At 54.6% G+C, this 19,530-nt stretch carries 10 protein-coding genes; 7 read left to right on the top strand and 3 right to left on the bottom strand.

Annotated elements, in window-relative coordinates; translation table 11 throughout:
* Positions 1 to 18: 18 nt before the first annotated feature.
* From eno to KQI65_03665, 4 genes are read left to right on the top strand one after another with little or no spacing between them, the layout of a single operon-like run.
* The gene (eno, locus tag KQI65_03650; GenBank protein ID MCB2203818.1) at positions 19 to 1,317 is read left to right on the top strand and encodes a phosphopyruvate hydratase; all 1,299 of its coding nucleotides are present in this window, start codon (positions 19 to 21) and stop codon (positions 1,315 to 1,317) included.
* A 3-nt stretch (positions 1,318 to 1,320) separates the two neighbouring features.
* Positions 1,321 to 2,442 (top strand): glycerate kinase, encoded by a 1,122-nt coding sequence (locus tag KQI65_03655; protein ID MCB2203819.1) that lies wholly within the window; start codon positions 1,321 to 1,323, stop codon positions 2,440 to 2,442.
* A gap of 48 nt (positions 2,443 to 2,490) precedes the next feature.
* The gene (locus KQI65_03660) at positions 2,491 to 3,891 is read left to right on the top strand and encodes a phosphoglucomutase/phosphomannomutase family protein (GenBank protein MCB2203820.1); all 1,401 of its coding nucleotides are present in this window, start codon (positions 2,491 to 2,493) and stop codon (positions 3,889 to 3,891) included.
* The gene (locus KQI65_03665; protein MCB2203821.1) at positions 3,891 to 4,937 is read left to right on the top strand and encodes a YfiM family protein; all 1,047 of its coding nucleotides are present in this window, start codon (positions 3,891 to 3,893) and stop codon (positions 4,935 to 4,937) included. The genes KQI65_03660 and KQI65_03665 overlap by 1 nt, the downstream gene beginning before the upstream one ends.
* Positions 4,938 to 4,940: 3 nt before the next feature.
* On the opposite strand, the gene KQI65_03670 is transcribed toward KQI65_03665, so the two are convergent.
* The 3 genes from KQI65_03670 to KQI65_03680 all read right to left on the bottom strand — a co-directional run bounded on the left by KQI65_03670 (position 4,941) and on the right by KQI65_03680 (position 10,250).
* Complete coding sequence (locus KQI65_03670) at positions 4,941 to 6,005, bottom strand: DUF1624 domain-containing protein (protein MCB2203822.1); 1,065 nt, start codon at positions 6,003 to 6,005, stop codon at positions 4,941 to 4,943.
* Between the two features lie 25 nt (positions 6,006 to 6,030).
* The gene (gene asnB / locus KQI65_03675) at positions 6,031 to 7,959 is read right to left on the bottom strand and encodes an asparagine synthase (glutamine-hydrolyzing) (protein ID MCB2203823.1); all 1,929 of its coding nucleotides are present in this window, start codon (positions 7,957 to 7,959) and stop codon (positions 6,031 to 6,033) included.
* Positions 7,960 to 8,135: 176 nt separating this feature from the next.
* On the bottom strand, positions 8,136 to 10,250 hold the full coding sequence (locus KQI65_03680) for a hypothetical protein (protein ID MCB2203824.1): 2,115 nt from the start codon (positions 10,248 to 10,250) through the stop codon (positions 8,136 to 8,138).
* 91 nt (positions 10,251 to 10,341) lie between these two features.
* On the opposite strand from KQI65_03680, the gene lexA reads away from it, so the two are divergent.
* From lexA to KQI65_03695, 3 genes are all read left to right on the top strand, one after another.
* Positions 10,342 to 10,977 (top strand): transcriptional repressor LexA, encoded by a 636-nt coding sequence (gene lexA / locus KQI65_03685; GenBank protein MCB2203825.1) that lies wholly within the window; start codon positions 10,342 to 10,344, stop codon positions 10,975 to 10,977.
* Positions 10,978 to 11,127: 150 nt separating this feature from the next.
* Complete coding sequence (locus tag KQI65_03690; GenBank protein ID MCB2203826.1) at positions 11,128 to 16,416, top strand: hypothetical protein; 5,289 nt, start codon at positions 11,128 to 11,130, stop codon at positions 16,414 to 16,416.
* A 22-nt stretch (positions 16,417 to 16,438) separates the two neighbouring features.
* Entirely contained in the window at positions 16,439 to 19,525 is a 3,087-nt protein-coding gene (locus tag KQI65_03695; GenBank protein ID MCB2203827.1) for a DNA polymerase III subunit alpha, read from the top strand.
* The last annotated feature ends 5 nt before the right edge of the window (positions 19,526 to 19,530 follow it).

Consider the following 19,530-nt stretch of genomic DNA (forward strand, 5'->3'; position numbering starts at 1 on the left):
AGGAAGTGAGTACATACCATGACGACCATCGTTGATATCATCGGACGGGAAATTCTCGATTCCCGCGGCAATCCCACCGTGGAAGTCGAAGTGGAACTTGACAGTGGCGTGCGCGGACGCGCAGCCGTTCCCAGCGGCGCATCGACAGGGGAGCGGGAAGCCGTCGAAATGCGGGACGGGGACAAAGACCGTTACAACGGAAAAGGCGTGCTCAACGCCGTGGAAAATGTCAATGACGTCCTAGCCGACGAGCTCATTGGATGGGACGCCTTCGATCAGGTCGGCGTCGACAATTACATGATCGAACTCGACGGTACACCCAACAAATCACGTCTCGGCGCCAACGCCATCCTCGGCGTGTCGATGGCCATTGCCCGCGCTGCTGCGGAAACGCTCGACATGCCACTGTACCGTTACCTGGGAGGCACGAACGCCAAGAGTCTGCCCGTGCCAATGATGAACATCCTCAATGGCGGCAAGCATGCTGACAACACGGTGGATTTCCAGGAATTCATGATTGTACCGTATGGTGCGCCGACTTTCGCGGAAGCGCTCCGTTGCGGTGCGGAAATTTTCCACGCACTGAAAAAAGTACTCAGCGACGCGGGACTCAACACCTCTGTCGGTGACGAGGGCGGTTTCGCACCCAGCCTCGCGAACAACGAGGAAGCGATTCAATACATCCTCAAGGCCATGGAAATGGCGAAGTATACGGCCGACGATTGCTACATCGCGCTCGATGTGGCCGCCAGCGAAATGTACGAGAAACAGGACGACGGCAGCGGGCTCTACCGCTTCTTCAAATCGGACAAGAGTTTGAAATCCGCTGACGAAATGATTGAAATCTACGCCGATCTCGTGGATAAATATCCCATCATCTCCATTGAAGACGGACTCGGAGAGAATGACTGGGAGGGATGGAAAAGAATGACGGATCGCCTGGGTGACCGCTGCCAGATTGTGGGCGATGATATTTTCGTCACCAACACCGCGATCCTGGCGGAAGGTATCAATCAGGGTATCGCCAATTCCGTCCTCATCAAGGTCAACCAGATCGGAACACTCACCGAGACCTTCGATGCCATCGAGATGGCGAAGCGTGCGAAGTACACTTCCGTAATCAGCCACCGCTCAGGTGAAACCGAAGACTCTTCCATCGCTGACATCGCCGTCGCCATGAATGCCGGACAGATAAAAACCGGATCGGCGTCGCGCTCTGACCGGATTGCGAAGTACAACCAGCTGCTGCGCATCGAAGAAGAACTTGATACCACCGGATTCTATCCGGGCGTCGCTGCGTTCAACATCGCCCGCTGATCTGTGAACGTTCTCGTCGCACCGGATTCATTCAAGGGTTCGATAAGTGCCATACGAGCCGCCGAAGTCATCGCGGAGTCCATTCACCGCAGTGACCCGGCGGCTCGCTGTATTCTGCTGCCGCAGGCTGACGGTGGGGAAGGAACACTCGAAGTCGTGGAACGCGCACGCGGAGGCTCACGGCATGCGGCAACGGTGCAGGATCCGTCGGGAAACAGCATCGAAGCTGCCTGGCTCGAAATGCGTGATGGACGCGCGCTGATCGAAAGTGCCGCCGTTCTCGGCTACACACTGGTCGCCGACAGCGAACGTGATCCCCGCCATCTGCGCAGTACAGGACTGGGACAGCTGATCGCTGCAGCGGCTCACGCGGGGGCACGGTCCTGCCTGGTCGGACTCGGTGGCAGCGCCACGAATGATGCCGGACTCGGTTGCGCACAGGCGCTTGGGTATGCGTTTACGTATGCTGACGAGACGGGACAGGATGTGTACACATCCCTCGAGCGTGTGCGTGCAGTGAAGCATGCCGCATCCCTGCAGTTGCCTCCAATCACTGCGCTCGTCGACGTGCGCAATGTCCTCTGCGGCGCGCGCGGGGCGACGGCTGTGTACGGACCACAGAAAGGCGTTGACACCGAAGACATCGGGCGTCTTGATCGGTCCATCGCCCATTTTTCGGAAGTCGTTTGCAGGGATGTACGGGACGTCGACACCACGGCTCCGGGCATGGGCGCGGCCGGTGGACTCGGATTTGCCCTTGCCGCATTCTGTAATGCGTCCCTGCAGTCCGGCGCCGATACGGTCCGCGACCTCACAGGATTTTCCTCCGCGCTGGATGATGCAGATATTGTCGTTACCGGGGAGGGCAGTCTCGATGCGCAGAGTGGTGAGGGAAAGGTCATTGGCGGCATCGCACGGGAAGCGCACGCGCGCGGAATCCCCGTGGTCGCATTCGCGGGCAGGACTTCCGCTCACGCTCCGCGGCTTGCACAGGAAATGCATTTGCATGCTGTGCTTTGCATCACTCCGGAAGATGCGGATGAAGACGACGCGATGCGACAGGCGGAACAGAACCTTGCTGCCGCTGTGCACGCATACTGGTCGCAATTTTCCGGCACGGTGTAGATTATGTATCTTTCATTTTCATGTCTCGTAAATCATCACAGGTGAACCATGGCTGCAATCACATTTGGAACCGACGGATGGCGCGCGCTCATCGCCGAAGATTACACCTTCGACAATGTTCGCAGAGTTGCTCTCGCATTCGCCCGCTACTACCGCAGACATCCGAAGGCGGAGAACGGTGTTGTCGTCGGTGGTGATGCGCGTTTCGGATCGCAGGACTTTGCCGCCGCCGCTGCGCAGGTCATTGCCAGCCAGGGTATCAAGGTCTGGCTCGCCGAGAATGTGGTTTCCACGCCGATGCTTTCACTCGGCATCATCCGCAAGAAGGCGGCAGCCGGCGTTATGATCACCGCCAGCCACAATCCCCCGCAGTGGAACGGCTTCAAGATCAAGGCGGAGTTCGGCGGGTCGGCGCTGGTGAAGGACATCAAGAAAATCGAGAAGCAGGTTCACGCCATCGTGGAAAAGGGCACGGTACCGAAACTGCGCTCCATGGACGAACTGCGGAAAGAGGGACTCATCAAACCGATCGATCTGCATCGTCTCTACATTGCCGACATCAAGAAGAAAATCGATCTCGGGAAAATTGCGAAGTCGAAAATGAAGATTGCTTACGACGTCATGTATGGTGCCTCGTATGGAGTGATGCAGCATCTTCTTCCGAGTGTCACCTGTCTGCACGACGAGCACAATCCTGGCTTCAAGGGCACCGCACCCGAACCCCTCGCAAAGAATCTATCGGAATTCATCGAACTGGTGACGAAAGAAAAATACGATATCGGACTGGTCACGGACGGCGACTCTGACCGCTTCGGCTGCGTCGACGAGCACGGCAACTTCATCAGCACCCAGCTGCTGATTCCGATACTGCTCAAGTACCTGCATGAGGATCTGGGGAAAAAGGGGGCCGTGGTAAAGACCGTATCGGTGACGGACATTGTGCCTCGCATGTGCGAGAAGTATGGACTCAAACTCTATGAGCGTCCCGTAGGCTTCAAGTACGTCACCGAGCTGATGCTCAAAGACCGTATCCTTATCGGCGGGGAAGAAAGCGGTGGTGTCGGGACTTCGCTGCACATACCCGAACGCGACGGGATCTTCAACAACCTGTTGCTCTGCGAATATCTCGCGAAGAAAAAGATGACACTGGGACAGGCGGTCGAGCAGATTTTCGAGGAATTCGGCCGCATGTGGTATGACCGTATCGACTATCACACCACCGAAAAGAAGAAAAAGGCCATCCTTGCGCGCTGCGCAAAGGGCATCGACAAGCTTGGACGCTACAATGTCACGAGCACGGAGACAACCGACGGCTTCAAATTCCGGGTAGACGGGGGATGGTTGCTGGTGCGTGCGTCCGGCACCGAGCCTATTCTGCGTTTCTATTCCGAAGCGGATTCCGAAAGCAAAATGAAAGCCCTGCTGCGTGCAGCCACTGCCCTGGCCTGATGAAAACGCTTATCATATTCATGCTCTGTATTGCGCCGGTTCTGCCGGCGCAATCCTTTAGCGCGAAGCCGGATCCGCGTCCCTTCGATTCGGCAGCTGTGCTTCGATCCGCTGCGCGCCTGTCGGCGATTGCTGATTCCTCCGGGTCGCAGGCGCAGCAAGCACAGACTCTGCCCTTGCTTTCCCACCAGGAACTTGCGACGCAGCTGCTGGCCCAGCCGTATGACACGACGGCGGAGGGTGTGCACAGCGGACGCATGTGGCTTGTGGGCGGAACGATGTTCGCGGTGAACGCAGGCATCATGGGGTATTACTTCGCGACATTCTACAATGATGAATATGCGGACCGCGCGCCTTTCCACTCCTTCAACGACTGGTACAACGCCGACCTGAACGTCGACAAACTGGGACATATCTGGGGATCGCAGACGTATGCGAGAACGCTTTTCCACATGTTTCGCTGGACCGGGATGGAAGAAACGCAGAACATGTACTGGTCGAGTGCCCTGGCGCTGTTTTATCAGCTCGAGATGGAAATCATCGATGGACTGTATGCGAAATGGGGATTCAGCTGGTGGGATATGGCGGCGAATACCGTGGGCTCAACCTGGCCGAATCTGCAGCGCATCTATCCTGCACTGCAGTCGGTCAATATCAAGATGAGCTATCATCCTTCCCCCGCCGTGAAAGCAGGATGGATCGAGCACGACTACCTGCGGGATTATGACGGCTTCACATACTGGCTTTCGTTGAGCGTCGAGGATGTCTTACCCGAGGCGGCGCAACCTTACTGGCCCGATTGGCTGAACATTGCCGTCGGCTATGGTGCAAACAATACCATGCTTGGCGACGGCATCTTCAACTCTGCCGGAGGTGTAGGACAGGGAGAACAGGAGTGGTACCTCGCGCTGGACTATGACTTTCGCCGTCTCCCCGGCGATTCCGCATTCATGGATTTCGTACGGGAGTCTCTGAACCTCTTCCATTTCCCCGCCCCGGCGATTCGCATCACGCCGAGTGGAATTTTCTACGGATTGTACTTCTGAGTATTACTTCCCGAAGAGTACCTGCAGCACGGTAAAGCGGGTGGGATATTTCCGCTTTATCATTTCCACACCGAAGCACAGGGCGTAAATCGTTGAAAGGACCACCAGGTTCACAAAGGTGAACCAGGGGCCGGATTCGATCGCTTCCATGCCATAGGATGAGACGACCGGTTCTACAACCAGCGAACCCAGAAGCTGATGCAGGATGTAGACGAGCATGGAGTAGCGTCCGAAAAAGGCGAGGACGGCGGTGATGCCCATGTAAGGCATGCGCCGGATCAGCGTACTGAACAGCAGCACAATGCCGATCGAGGTGAAGATGTATGCAAACGTCGGGGGGTAGAAAATTTCGGAATATCCGCCTCGAGTGGTGAGAATTGCGCCGTCAGCCAGGTTGCGCACGAAGGGGAGCGGAACAAAGAGCAGGAGGAAGCCGAGTGCCGTCAGCGTTGCGCCGAGGAGGAGGAAGCGGTTCGAGACGCCGCTGTTTTCCCGGAATATCGTGCGGAATAATACGGCACCGGTGACAGCGTAACCGATCCATGGGAACAAGGGGAACCAGCCATCGATGAAGAAGCTCTGCAGCAGTCGTCCGAGCGACGGCAGAGTGATTTCGTCGAGGTACACTTCGAGCGCTTCCGTATGGTAACCGAAATACATCTGCAGCACATAGGTGGCGAGGAAAACAATAATCGCCAGCCGGAGCAGCTCAGCTCTGCTGCTGTTTCTGAGCATGTAGATCAGGGGGAGGGACAGTCCGATGATGTAAAGGACATCGAAGGACGTGAACGGAAGGATATCCCACAGAAACAGGTCGATGCAGACGCCCGTGCCGATAATGATCGCGCCGCGTTTGAGGAAGTACGCAAGGTTGTGCCGTTCGCCGGTGAGGATGACCATGCCCGCGCTGAGCATGATGAAGGTCGGTGCTGCGAAGGATCCGAGAATGCGGAACCACATAGGGTGTGGCTCCGTGAAGTACGGGGCGAGGTTGGCCGGAACCATCAGGATAATGGCGAGACCGCGCAGGGCATCAATCCATGGGAGGCGAGTGCTGGGTTCCGGCATGTATCACCAGGGAAGGGGCACTGGATCAGAAAAGCTCGCGATCGCCTTCGATCCACCAACGGTGCCAGAGTTCAAAATTATACAGCGCCCAGAGCTGAGGCGTGTAATTGATCCTTGTCCGCTCGTACTCGTCGAGCATTCCGCGAATATATGAAGGATTATAATAAGAATGACGCGGGGAAAGCAGAATACTGCGCGCGTGGCGTAAAATTTCGTCCGTAAGCATGTTTTTCCCCGATCCGGCAAATCCGATTTTTTTGCGGTCGATGATTTCATCCGGGAGAATCCCGCGCAGTGCCTGTTTGAGGATGTACTTCGGCACGCCGTTTTTCAGCTTCAGCGATGCCGGGATGTTCATGCTGAATTCCAGCATGTTGTGGTCAAGGAAGGGCACACGCGCTTCAAGGCTGACTGCCATCGTGATTTTGTCCACTCGCATCAGCAGCAGTTCGGCAAGGCGATTTTTGATTTCCCAGTAAATGATGCGTTCGAGTTCGGAGCCATACCCTTTGCGCGCGGCGAACTGGAATTGCTCATCCGCCAGTTCATATGAGGAATACAGATCCATGCCATCGAATATTTCGAGATTGAGGGCTTTGCGTTTTTCCTTCTCATAGAAGGCAATGGCATTTCCCCAGAATGCCGGCTGCTTTTCCATGACATTACGAATCACGTTCTGCCGGTAATCGACACGCTTCATCTTCAGCAGCGGCTGCATAGCTGCGTAGGCGCCTCGGGAGAGCAGGGAGGGGACAGGCAGCATGGCGCGTCCCAATCGCATCATGCGCTGAGCGCGCAGATAACTTTCGTAGCCTGCGAACTGTTCATCACTGCCTTCACCGACCTGGATAACAATGGTTCCATTGTCGCGCGCGAGCTTGGAAACATGATACAGCGGGAAGCAGACAGGGTCAGCCAGCGGCTCATCCTGATGATGCACGATAGTGGGCAGCAGGTCGAGGAAACCGCTGTCGTCAATCACCACTTCATGATGGTTGGTATGATACCGTTCGGAGATGCGTTTCGCCCACTGAAATTCGTTGGTGTCTTCCTGTCCTCGAATCGCCACGGTGAAGGTGTCTACCGGACGATCCATGAGCTCGGACATGAATGCCACGTTGGCGCTCGAATCAATGCCGCCGCTCAGGAACACGCCGAATGGTACATCCGACATCATGCGTTTCTCAACCGCCGAGCGGAACAGATCGCGAATACGTTCGGTGACTGCGGACTCGTCGCTGTAGTCGAATCCTTCTTCCCGGTGTCCCAGGGCGTCCCAGTACTTCTGCAGCCGCAGCTCACCGTCTTTTTCTATGACGAGGTAGTGTCCCGCACGAAGCTTGTACACTCCTTCGTACAGCGTCCACGGTGCAGGTGTGTGGATGTAGGTGAAGTAATGATACAGCGCTTCCCGGCTGACCTCCGGTGTCAGTCCCGGCCAGCGGAGCATGGCTTTGATTTCGGAACCGAAAACCATGCTTCCCGCGCAGTCAGCATAATACAGCGGCTTGATGCCGACGCGGTCGCGGTAAAGCAGCATGCGCTCGGTGCGGGAATCCCAGATCGCGATGGCGAACATTCCTTCGAGGCGGGTGATGAACTCCTCGCCCCAGTGCTGATAAGCGTAGAGAATTGTCTCCGTGTCGGTGCGCGAGCGGTACGAGAATCCTTCTGCCTCCAGTTCCTTGCGCAGGGCGGCATGATTGTAAATCTCGCCGTTGAACACCAGCCAGACACTGCCGTCGGGAGTGGCCATCGGCTGATGTCCCGCAGAAGACAGATCGATGATCGAAAGGCGCCTGAACGAGAGTCCCGCCCGCCCGCAATCTGAGATGTACTGTCCGTCATCATCCGGACCACGATGCCGGATGGCTTCTCCCATGTCCTCAAGCAGGGACGTGGTGACTTCCGGTCCCTGTCTGCTGTATCTGAATACGCCTGCGAATCCGCACATATCACGTTACAAGTGTAAAAAAAGAAAAATACTTCATCCGCGATGCCCCTCCAATGCAGCGTAATGCAGAAATCAGTCCCGCACGCTGTGAACCAATATGCAGAAACTGCATAATCAGGGCAGGAAAATATGCAGAAACTGCATATTTCTGCGGGGAGAAGCCTTCACGACCTATTTCAGCCCTGCAATTGGCGGAGAAGGATACGGGCTTCACTGCTGTGTGCGGGGGGATTGTCATGCTCCACGCACCAGTTGAGCAATTCCGCGGCACGCCCGAGTTGAATGCCCGCACGCAGGTAATATTTGCCGAGAGTGAAGCGCAGCATCCCGTCGTTCGGATACTGTCGCACCCCTTCCTCCAAACGTGCGAGAGAAGCAGAATACTGTCCGCTCAGCGCCAGGGCATTGCCAAAAAACAGGTAAAGCGTCGGGGAAGAAAATCCCTGCCTGAGCGCCTGCTCGAACTTCACGGCGGCGCTGTCGTAGCGGCGGGATTGATACAGTGCGACGGCTTCCACGCCCGGGAATGCCCTTCCGTCACGCGTCCGGGTGGCAATGGCCTGCATCTGTCCTCTCGTCTTAGCGCGCTGCAATCCGCCATGTGCTACGGCGATCATGCCGACAGCCTGTGCGAGGGAGTCGATTTGCGAGAGCGTAAATGCGTAGGCTTTTCCGTCGACACGCTCTTCCGCGACGCCTGCATCTCTGTTCAATTCCAGGAGTATCCATTCCAACGCATCGAGCAACTGCGAAGGATCGGCGGCATCATGTGCCTGCACGAGCGAAACCAGTTCACGGTAATGCTGAGGGTAGCCGACGAGCTGCACCATACGCCTGGTGAACGCGATTTCCTTCTCTGCGTCCTGCGCGCCGTAGTCGAACTTGCGTAACGCATCGTATCCGCTCAGTGCGTAGTCGCCATAAATATGTTCATCATCCAGCGACATGATATGCTCGAAACGCTCCGCCGTGGCGCGCGGCTGCTCGTGCAGCAGCAGCCAGGGGAGCTGCAGGAAAATCGAGAGCGCGAGGAACAACGGCGCTGCATGGCGGAATGTGGATCGCTCCGCCGCGGCGAGTGCGGCGTACACGAGCGGGACAGCGGTGACCGCCGCGAGATCCCAGTCCCTCGCCAGGCCCAGCGATGCATTGATGACCAGCAGCACTCCCAGAAATGGCAATGCAGCAAGTGCATGAAAGACGTATTCCGCGTCTGCTTCCTGCTTTCGCAGTTCTGTGCGCCAGAAGAACACCAGGGCGACAATGGACAATGGTGCGAGCAGGAGAAGCAGATTCAGCACATCCGCGAGGTGCTTGAATGACAACGCGGTGTAGGTGTTCACGCCTGCATCCGTCACCTGCCTGGAAATAGGCAGCAGGATGCGATTATCCGGGAACACGTAGGAGAGAATGAGATAGACGAGAATTCCCGCTGCGACAATCGTTCTCCCTGCGGAGATGCCCTGTTTGAGTCCCCAGTTCTTCAGCGTGCTGTTCGCTCGCAACAAAAGAAAGATCAGGGAAGGGAAGAGTACGATGGCCATGTAGTGCGAGAGTACGGCGACAATCAGTGCAAGCACAGCGGGCCAGAGCGCCGCATCCTTTGCCCGCAGCACGCGCTCGGCCGCGACCATGTACACCGCTGTGGCGGCGAATACCGGCGCGTAAAATTCCACCTCACCCATGAGCAGCAGCACGCCTGCACTGGCCGCGAGTGCGGCGAGTGCGTACACGCGGTGTTTCCCGCCATAGACGCGGTGTTTCCCGCTGGTGAGTGCGATGATTGAGAGTCCCGCGCCCGCCAGGCAGAGTTTGCCCAGCCAGAAAAACGGGTACATCGCCGTGGTGATTTCCACGGTGATTTTCGGGATGGTCGTCATCAGGAACACGAGCAGCCATCCCGCGAGAGGGGACGATTTCGTGTTGAGCAGCAGCGCGGCGTTGTAATCACCGGTAACGGAATAGCGATGGATTTCAGGGATGAGCAGCGGTCCGTCCCCATAGAAAAACGTATCCACCCCCGGCGCGAGAAGCAGGACGACGAGCATGATCCATGCAGCGATCGAAGGCCGCACTTTCCGGCTTGCGGTCAGCCAGAGCAGGCCGCCAACCGCTGCCAGCATGATCACAGCATAAGGCACTCCCCGTGGCAGCTGAAGGTACCGCAGCATGTCCATTCCCCAGAGTCTGCCCTCAGGCAGCAGCAGCGCCAGCAGGTACAACAGCGCGATTGCTGCCGCGCCAATGACGAGGACTGTTGGAAACGAGGCTCTTTTCCGTTCGGATTTCATGAACGGAAAAATACAAAAATCCACTGACTTGACTTCGAACCCCGCATTCACTATAATCGGTTAGACGAATGTATAACAAAGGAACATGCCCGTGGGCAAGGAATGGACTGACAACCGCAAGAAAGTCGCACGTTTTCTCGAGCAGTATTTCGAGCGGAACGGCCGCGCGCCGAGCATGGATGAAATCGCGAAAGGGACCGGACTGTGGAAGCGGTCCGTCGAAATCGTTCTCAAGGGATTGGAAAAAATCGGCTTTATCGAAATCACACCGGGCATCAGCCGTGGTATCAGGCTGATCGAGCAGTCCTTCCGCCGCGTACCGCTTGTGGGCGACGTCAGTGCGGGTCCCCCGGCCTGGGCGCAGGAAGAGGCCGTCGAGTACCTGCGGGTCGACCGCAGCATCGTCCCTTTCGAGCAGCCCGTTGCCCTGCGCGTCGATGGGTACAGTATGAGGGACGCCGGCATCCTCCCCGGCGACGTGGTGCTGGTGCGTCAGCAGTCCGTGGCCAACAACGGTGAAACCGTGATCGCATATTACAATGGCGGTCTGACGGTAAAGAAGTTCGAGTACAAGGGAGAGACCATCAGGCTGCTTCCCGCCAACCCCAGTTTCCGTGCGATGGAGGTCACTGAGGAGGACGAGTTCCAGATCGTCGGTCGCGTGATGCTGGTGCTGCGGGACCTGGGCGACTGCTTTGAATTCCCCGTCGAACAGATGCAGAATTGACCCGGCAGTGGCCTGTAAAAGCGCTGGATATGGGATGAGAAAACTCGTACTTTTCTGCATTACCCAGAGTGAACATCCGATTTCGCGTAGAAACCGACCGGAGGGTTCGCAACTGATGCCAAGTCCACTTCATGTTGTCCAGGGGAAACCATGACTTCACATCCCGCAATCCTCTCGCTGATTCTCGGCACTGTCCTGCTCTGTTCCACCCTGCAGGCGCAGGAGGTCGAACGCGTACGCAATGACGGTATGGGATATCACGTTCTCGATGCAGAAGGTGTCTCGCTGTTCATACTTGACGGCTACGCCCCGGTATCGGGGGAGGAAATCCGCATCCCGAGCAGGATTGTGCGTCTGCGCATGCCACAGGGCGATCTTGCGGAGTATGTGATCGAGGATGTCGCGCTCTCGGCACCCATTGCCGCATCCCCATTTTATTATGTCGAAGGAAGCTGGTCTCCCGATTCAGCAGTGGTGATGAACTATCGTCCCTTCAATGGTGTGATCAACTCGCGTCCCGCCACCGATGTGCGCATCCTCCGGCAGGAATTCCACCAGGCCGGTAATGAAGTGGAAGCCGTCATCGAACTGCCGTTGCTGACCTGGAATCCCGCCACCGGCGAAACCCGCATGGTGGAGGAGTACACGCTGCGCAGGGTGCGTCGTGATGGACTCGCGGCATCAATCGCAGCCGACGGGAAACCGCCGTATATGAGTATGCCATTCACCACGAGAAGTAATAATGTGGATACCTCGCATACTTGGATAGATTATTCTTTACCCATGTTGAAATTTTACATTTCACAGGATGGGATCTTTCACCTCACAGCGGACTGGATTCGCGCTTCTGGTATAAACCCAGCCGATGTCAATCCCGCAACTGTACAGTTGATCCGGAAGGGGCGGCCTGTTGCTATGTACGCACGTGGAATGGAGGATGGTGTTTTCGATGACGGGGATGAATTCATTTTTCATGGTACAAAGAACTACGATGAACGTGGATACAAGTTTATTCCAGAAGATTGGTTAGAACCATATCCACAATACATGAGTATTTATACAGACTCGACTGCATACTGGCTAAGCTTTTCAGTATCTGATCCTTTGAGAGCAGAAATTGATGGTGGGATGCTACCTCTCCCTCTGGATACACTTGACTGGGCGATGGAGAAAGTGCACTTGGAACAGGAGTATCAGCTGCAGTCAGTGAGCGCAGATGTCATCCGTATCCAGGACCCACATTGGTCGCTGTACGATACCTGGTTTTGGACATGGACAGGGCGGGGAGGTTCGGTAACAGTTCAAGCAGCAGCTGATCACATCAAGCCAGGACAAAATGCAAGAGCATGGGGGAAACTCATGCATGAGTATGGCACACCTAGTATTAGTATGAATCACGTGGCCATCCTTCAGGTTAATAATGTCGGGACATTGGATTCTCAGAATGTTGATTACGGGGAGCAAATGTTACTCTCTGGTAGCCTGCCTTCTGATAGCCTTCGCGAAGGCTCAAACATATTGTTTATAGATAATTTGAATATTGTCGATCCGCAGAGTGACCTTAAATTTGACTGGGCAGAACTGGAGTATCCCAGATTCCTCGAGATTTCACAAGGATGGCGGGTGTTTCAAGTTGATTCTACGATGCCTACTGGTGTTCAGCTCATAAGGTTACAGGCGCTGTCAGCAAATGATCCAGTAGTTTTGCGTGTTACAAATGATGGGAGATCGCGTGTGTTGCCGGTCGCCGGCTTCACTTACGATAGCAGTTACACAGTTTATATTGCTGATACTGTTATCGCGGGGGCAACGTACTTTGTTGCACTGGATACGTCCATACGATTGCCACAGCCTGGTACCCTTCATGATTTTAAACCCTTATCTGCAGTGGAGGATGCTGCATCCTATGTTGTTATAACTGCTCCTGAATTTGTTTCCGTGTGCGGGCAGTATACTGATTTTATCACGGAAAGATATGGTGTCGATACGCGTATCGTGAATATCGATGACATTTATGATGAATATAGCTATGGGATGTTCCAGCCTGAAGCGATCAAACTGTTCCTGTTCGATGCTTATCATGAGTGGGTTCAGGATTCGTTGAAATACGTATTTCTTATCGGTGATGCAAATTACAATTATAAAGCTGCTGGAGCCACCTTCGGGAGAAATTATGTGCCATCATATGGCTACCCTGTTAGCGATGTCTGGTTTGTAGCATTCGACTCACTTCAAGTGTACCCGAAAATTTCAATTGGCCGTTTGCCGGTATCGACTCCGGGACAGATTACCGATTATCTTGAGAAGCATGATAATTATCTTGATTTGGGTTTTGACCTTTGGAATAAGACAAGTCTGCATTTTAGTGGTGGATTTCGGCAGATTGAGTATGCGTTTTACTCAGGAGTCAACTGGTCCATAATTAATGAGAGCGTAGTACCCCCAGACTACGCTGGTAATTATACGCATTTTTATAAAACTGCTGACCCGCCATCGGATTTTGGGCCATACGAGCGGCAATTCCTCAATGATCGAATCGACGATGGAGGAATCTTTATCTCATATATTGGCCATAGCGGCACAAGAATCTGGGATAATACCATTACACGTCCTTCTCAGCTTGCGAGTTTGAGCGGTCGCCCAAGCCTGTTGACTGATTTTGGATGTTCGACAGGGAAGTTTGCCGAGCCCAACTATCTGTCATTTTCTGAAGTCTTTGTTAGTACTGGAGAGGATAATAACGCCATTGCGTATATAGGAAATGCTGCAGCCGGATTTGAAAATACCTTGACGACAATGCCGTTGATTTTTTACCGCTATTTGCTCCAGGACAATGTGCTACGGATCGGAGATACCCACCGGTTATCAAAGAATGAAATGAGTGATATTTTTGGTGTCCAACTAACCAGTCAGATCGCGATACAGACGAATACGCTTATTGGAGATCCCATTATTTCACTTCCCATTCCACAAAAAACTAACCCGATCGTTAAGTCGACATGGATACGAACCGTGGATCCAATCATCACTGATCGCATGGATACGCTTCGATTCCGTGTCGCAGTAGGAAACTTTGGCAGAAAGTTGGATGATTCTCTTGACATTCGTGTCGAGGCGCTGAATGGTGGCGGGACGTGGTTCAGTCAGGACCAAATGATTCCTTTCCCCTCAGTATTCGATACATTGCAACTTAGTGTCCCATCTCCGCAAGCCGCCGGTAAGAACTCCCTTCGTGTGACGCTCGATATCGATAATCGAATCGAGGAGATATCGGAGTCCGATAACGTCGCCGAGTATGAGTATGATATTCTAAGTACATACTTGAATGTTGTGGATGAGCGTCTTGCAACTGAGCGAAGAGGTAATGAGAATATACAGATTCTAAATCCACTCAACGATCCAGGTGGTGTTACTGCCGTTGAGTTCGAGTTCGATACGGATCGAAAATTCTCAGGAGCGTTGAAAGCAAATGCGACATATGGTAGAACTGTCACAAAGCTTGAATCACTTCCGTTGCAGACTGGGAATAAATACTACTGGAGAGCCAGGTTGGAGAACTCCGGTGAATATGTCGGACCATTCATTCGATGGGAAGGCGATTTGATTGCTGATTACATACAATCCGATAGTACCACGTTTATTCAGGATTCCCGCCATCTTATCAATTTGCGGTCAGACAGAGTCGAATTGCCTCCTGCGGAGCGGTATCTTTACCTGGAGTCAGGAGGCTGGGATGCTGGTATCTCCACTATTGTAACGGTGGATTATGGTCCGAACATTTTCAATGGTAAGCGGCAGGGATACGCGGTTGCAGTGCTAGATAGTGCGACACTGGAAACTAAACGATGGGATGTCTTTTATACATGGGGTAATGCTGCCGATCGCGATTCACTACGGAAATTTATCGAAAATGTTCAGTATGGAGAGATCGCAGCTGTCGTGGTTGGTGATGAGGGGTCACGTGGCGCTGGGGTATTTGCCAATGCAATGCGATCTATCGGTAGCGCGTTGATTGATAGTGTGGCGCGTTATTACCGTTCGTCATGGGCTATTATTGGACGGCGTGGTGCCGCACCGGGTACTGTTCCGGAAGCTTTTGAACCCGGTGGGGCAAATGCAGTAACTGCTATTGTTGATACTACTATAGCGGTTGTTCCGGATACAGGTTCTATTGTATCAACCGTAATTGGTCCTGCCACAGCCTGGGGAGATGTATATCTCGAAAGACCTCCTATCACAGAGGCAAACATTCTTCTGTCCATATTAGGGATTGATACACTGGGGAATCAGAACTTGCTCATCGCGGCAGGCAATGTGTCCTCTGTTGATATTAGTTCTATCAATGCAACCCAATATCCCTACATTCGTCTCCGGGCTGATCTTGTACCCGCTGTCGGACAGAATCCGGTTCTCGACAGCTGGGCCGTTGAGTTTACACAGCGGCCGGAGCTGGCGCTCAATTACCAGTCCATCGAAGTGATGGCGGATTCGGTGCAGCAGGGCGAGACGGTCGAGGTTGCAGTGGGGATTCTCAATGCCGGAGAGGGCGCAAGCGCGTCCTTCCCGGTGCAGCTCGATGTCGTGGGCGATGACAATATTCCGCGGCAGGTGGCGCAGTTTACGGTGGCGGGACTCGCTTCACAGTCCTGGTTCGATTCCACCGTGACGATCAATACGGATTTCCTCCGTGGAGCGCAGCAGCTGTTTGTGCGCGTGGACAGGGAAAATGCCGTGGCGGAGCAGTATGAAGACAACAATACGTACATCTCATCGTTCGTCGTGAAGCCGGATACCAGCCGTCCCCAGATCGAAGTGACGTTCGATGGCTACACGCCGCTCAATGGCGACTATATCCGCTACAATCCAGAGATTGTGGTCAAACTCTACAGCAATAATCCTGCACCGATTGAGAGCGTGGAAAACCTGACCGTGACGATTGACGGTGAGGAAATCGCTTTCGACAGTCTGGACTATGATTTTACGCCGTCCACGAAATCGACTCCGGCGATTCTTCGTTTCCAGCTGGAACTGGCGGATGGTATCTACTATTTCGGCTTCAACGGGGTTGACGCCAAGAGCGTGCCGGTGTATGAGGATGAGGTGCCTGAACTGCGACTGATCGTCAGTACGGAAAACCGCATCGCCGAGATGTATAATTATCCCAACCCTTTTACCAATGAGACTTCGTTCACCTTCCTCCTTACCGGGGCTGAACCGCCGCAAGAGCTGAAGGTGAAGGTGTACACTGTTGCGGGACGACTGATCCGCGTGCTCGATTTCCCGCCCACATCAATGCATATTGGATACAATGCTTTGAAATGGGATGGAAGGGACGAGGACGGTGACGAACTCGCCAACGGTGTGTACTTCTACAAAATCGTAGCAAATTTCACTGAAGAGACATTTGAAGAAATCGGCCGTATGGCGGTGATGCGCTAATCACCGCCCGGCCACAAAGGCCGTGCATCTCCATTTACACAGCTTCTATTCCTTTCTCGCCGGAACGCTCTCCATTGACCGCATCATCGAGCAGGCAGGAAAGGCGGGGTATACTGCGCTCGCTCTGACCGACACCAACAATGTCACCGGCGTCATGGAGTTTTACGTCAAGTGCCGAAACGCGGGTATCAAGCCCGTCATCGGTGCCGAGCTTCGTGCAGGCGGGGTGCGTGCCGTCGCGCTGGCGAAAAACTGGGACGGCTATGCCGCAATCTGCACGGCACTCACCGAGCTGGTCGTGTCACATCCTCCGGCCCGGGTCGTCACGGACAGTGACGCATCGGATACGTCGGAGGTACCTGAGGACACGGAAGGCAATCCGCTGGCTCTGCTGCGTGATATTCTTCGTACGCATTGCGATGAGAATGTGATACTCCTTTGTTCGCATGAATGGCTCCTTTCTTCCCTCGGAGACAGTCGTTCGGAATGCTGCATCGAGTTGCTCAAGCACGAGGAGGGGAAATGGCCCTCGTTGCAGCGGCTGGGAAAGGAGAGGGGGTTTCCGCTTGTCGCTGCCAATGATGTGTATTTCGGAGCACCTGGGGGACGAAAACTGCACGGCATGCTGCGCGCCATTGCGACGAATACGACACTGGGAACGCTTCCCCAGGGTGTGCTGGCACCGGAGACCGCGTATTTCATCGGGGAAGAAGAATTTCAGAGATGGTTCAAACATGTGCCGGAAGCGCTTGCGCAGCGGCAGCGTATAATCGATGCATGCACGACCGAATTCGATACGACCACCAGCAAATTCACCCGGTTTCATGATGTTCCCGACTCTGCGAAGCTCGATCGGTTACGCACGCTGACCGAAGAGGGTTTTCGTTTTCGCTATCCGAACGCTTCGCACGAGGCACGTGAACGAATCGAAAAAGAGTTTGTCATTATACGCGACCTGGGGTTTGTGGATTATTTCCTCGTGGCGTGGGACCTGGTGCGCTACGCGAAGCATCGCAACTATCCGTATGTGGGACGCGGGTCCGGAGCCAACAGCATCATCGCATACTGCCTGCAGATTACGAACGTCGATCCGATTGAACTCGATCTGTTCTTCGAGCGCTTCCTCAATCCGGAACGTAAATCTCCACCCGATTTCGATATCGATTTTTCCTGGCGCAACAGGGACGAAATCATCGACTACGCGCTTGCGAAATACGGCAGCGATCGTACCGCGATGATATGTACGATATCCACCTTCAATCCCCGTGGCGCACTGCGAGAGATAGGGAAAGTGCTTGGCTTCAGTGCTGCGGAAATCAAACAGATTACTTCGCTGCTGCCTGCCTATGGTTCGGTCCGGGACCTGGCGGATGAAGGGAGTCCTGTACACCGCCAGGTCGGTTCGGTGCTGCGGTCTCCATACGGGAAGGACTGGTCGCGTGCCGCATTCGCCATCCTGGAGTTCCCAAATCACTATGGTATCCATTCCGGGGGAGTGATACTGGCTCCCGAGCGGATGACGCGATATACGGCGACTCAGATTGCGCCGAAAGGCGTGCGCATTACGCAGCAGGATATGTTTTCCATGGAAGACTGGAGGCTGGAGAAGCTCGATATACTCTCCACACGCGGACTCGGGACATTTGAAGATACCATGCAGGAGGTACGCAGACGAACCGGGAAACTGCCGCCGGTGATGAATTACAAAATTGCGTGTGAGGACACGCGCACGAAAGACATCATGCGGCGGGGTGAAACCGTGGGCTGTTTCTATGTGGAATCTCCGGCCATGATTCAGCTGCTGAAAAAACTTCGCACTGATACCTTTGAAATGCTTACTGCCGCGAGTTCCATCATTCGTCCCGGGGTCGCGCAGTCCGGCATGATGCAGGCCTTCATCGAGCGTTTCCACGACAGTTCAAAGATCAATCCCCCGCATCCAAAGATGGCGGAACTGCTTCGCAGTACCTACGGAGTCATGGTGTACCAGGAGGACGTCATCAAGGTCGCACATTTCATCGGCAAGCTGAGTCTCGGTGAGGCGGATCTTTTGCGGCGGGCCATGTCGGGTAAAATGCGCTCGCACGAAGCCATGCGGGCGTTGAAGGAAACATTTTTCAGGGGATGTATCCGGGAAGGGATTGCAGAGCCGATCGTGCAGGAAATCTGGCGGCAGATGGAATCCTTCGCGGGGTATTCCTTCTGCAAGGCGCATTCGGCCTCCTACGCCGTGCTTTCCTTCCAGGAGGCGTATCTCAAAGCGCATTACCCGGCACTGTTTCTCTGCAGCGTGCTCAACAACCAGGGCGGCTATTATCGTCCGGAAGTATACGTGCAGGAGGCGCGGCGGCTCGGACTCCGTGTGCTGCTGCCCGATGTGAACGTGAGTGACGAACTGCATTACTGTCCCGACGACCGCAGCATTCAACTCGGGTTCCTGCATATCAAAGGACTCAGTGAACGGAGTCAGCTGAAAATCCTCGCTGAGCGGAGGGAGAACGGGAAGTTCACGGAATTCGACGATTTCCTCGCACGCTCCGGTGCGAGCTTTGAAGACGTCGGTATCCTCGTGCGCTGCGGTGCCTGCGACTGTTTCCAGGAAGATCGTCCCGCCCTCATGGTGCGCACGCGCCTGTATTTCAACCGGCAACGGCGCAACGACAATGCCCCCGCACTGCAGCTCCACTTCGATTCATTTGATGACGAACTCGAACAGCTCGAGTCATATTCTCCTTCACAGATCGCACAGATCGAGCTGGAAACCTTCACATACACTGTGTCGACGCATGTCCTTTCCCATTTCGCTGAAGAACTGCGCAACACGGTGAAAGCCGATGCGCTTGAACGCTTTGTCGGCCGTCGAGTGCAGGTGGGAGGCTGGATGATTGCAGCCAAGCTTACGCGCACACGCAAGGGAGAACGCATGATGTTCATCAATCTCGACGATTCGGTGGGACGTATCGACGTGGTGCTGTTCCCCCGGTGTTTTTCAGAATACGCGCATCTGCTTCGCACTGCGGGACCGTTCATCATTTACGGGCGGGTGGCGAAGGAATATGACGTCATCAACATAGTCGCGGAACGTGTCACGCTGCTGAAGAAGGAATAATATCG

This window comes from bacterium, assembly GCA_020444325.1.
Taxonomy (GTDB): Bacteria; Bacteroidota; Ignavibacteria; order SZUA-365; family SZUA-365; genus BM516.

Bases quoted from the DNA above. Each gene is read 5' to 3' on its own strand.
- KQI65_03660 (MCB2203820.1), top strand. From the start codon at position 2,491: ATGGCTGCAATCACATTTGGAACCGACGGATGGCGCGCGCTCATCGCC.
- asnB (MCB2203823.1), bottom strand. From the start codon at position 7,959: ATGTGCGGATTCGCAGGCGTATTCAGATACAGCAGACAGGGACCGGAA.
- KQI65_03680 (MCB2203824.1), bottom strand. From the start codon at position 10,250: ATGAAATCCGAACGGAAAAGAGCCTCGTTTCCAACAGTCCTCGTCATT.
- KQI65_03690 (MCB2203826.1), top strand. From the start codon at position 11,128: ATGACTTCACATCCCGCAATCCTCTCGCTGATTCTCGGCACTGTCCTG.
- KQI65_03665 (MCB2203821.1), top strand. From the start codon at position 3,891: ATGAAAACGCTTATCATATTCATGCTCTGTATTGCGCCGGTTCTGCCG.
- KQI65_03670 (MCB2203822.1), bottom strand. From the start codon at position 6,005: ATGCCGGAACCCAGCACTCGCCTCCCATGGATTGATGCCCTGCGCGGT.
- eno (MCB2203818.1), top strand. From the start codon at position 19: ATGACGACCATCGTTGATATCATCGGACGGGAAATTCTCGATTCCCGC.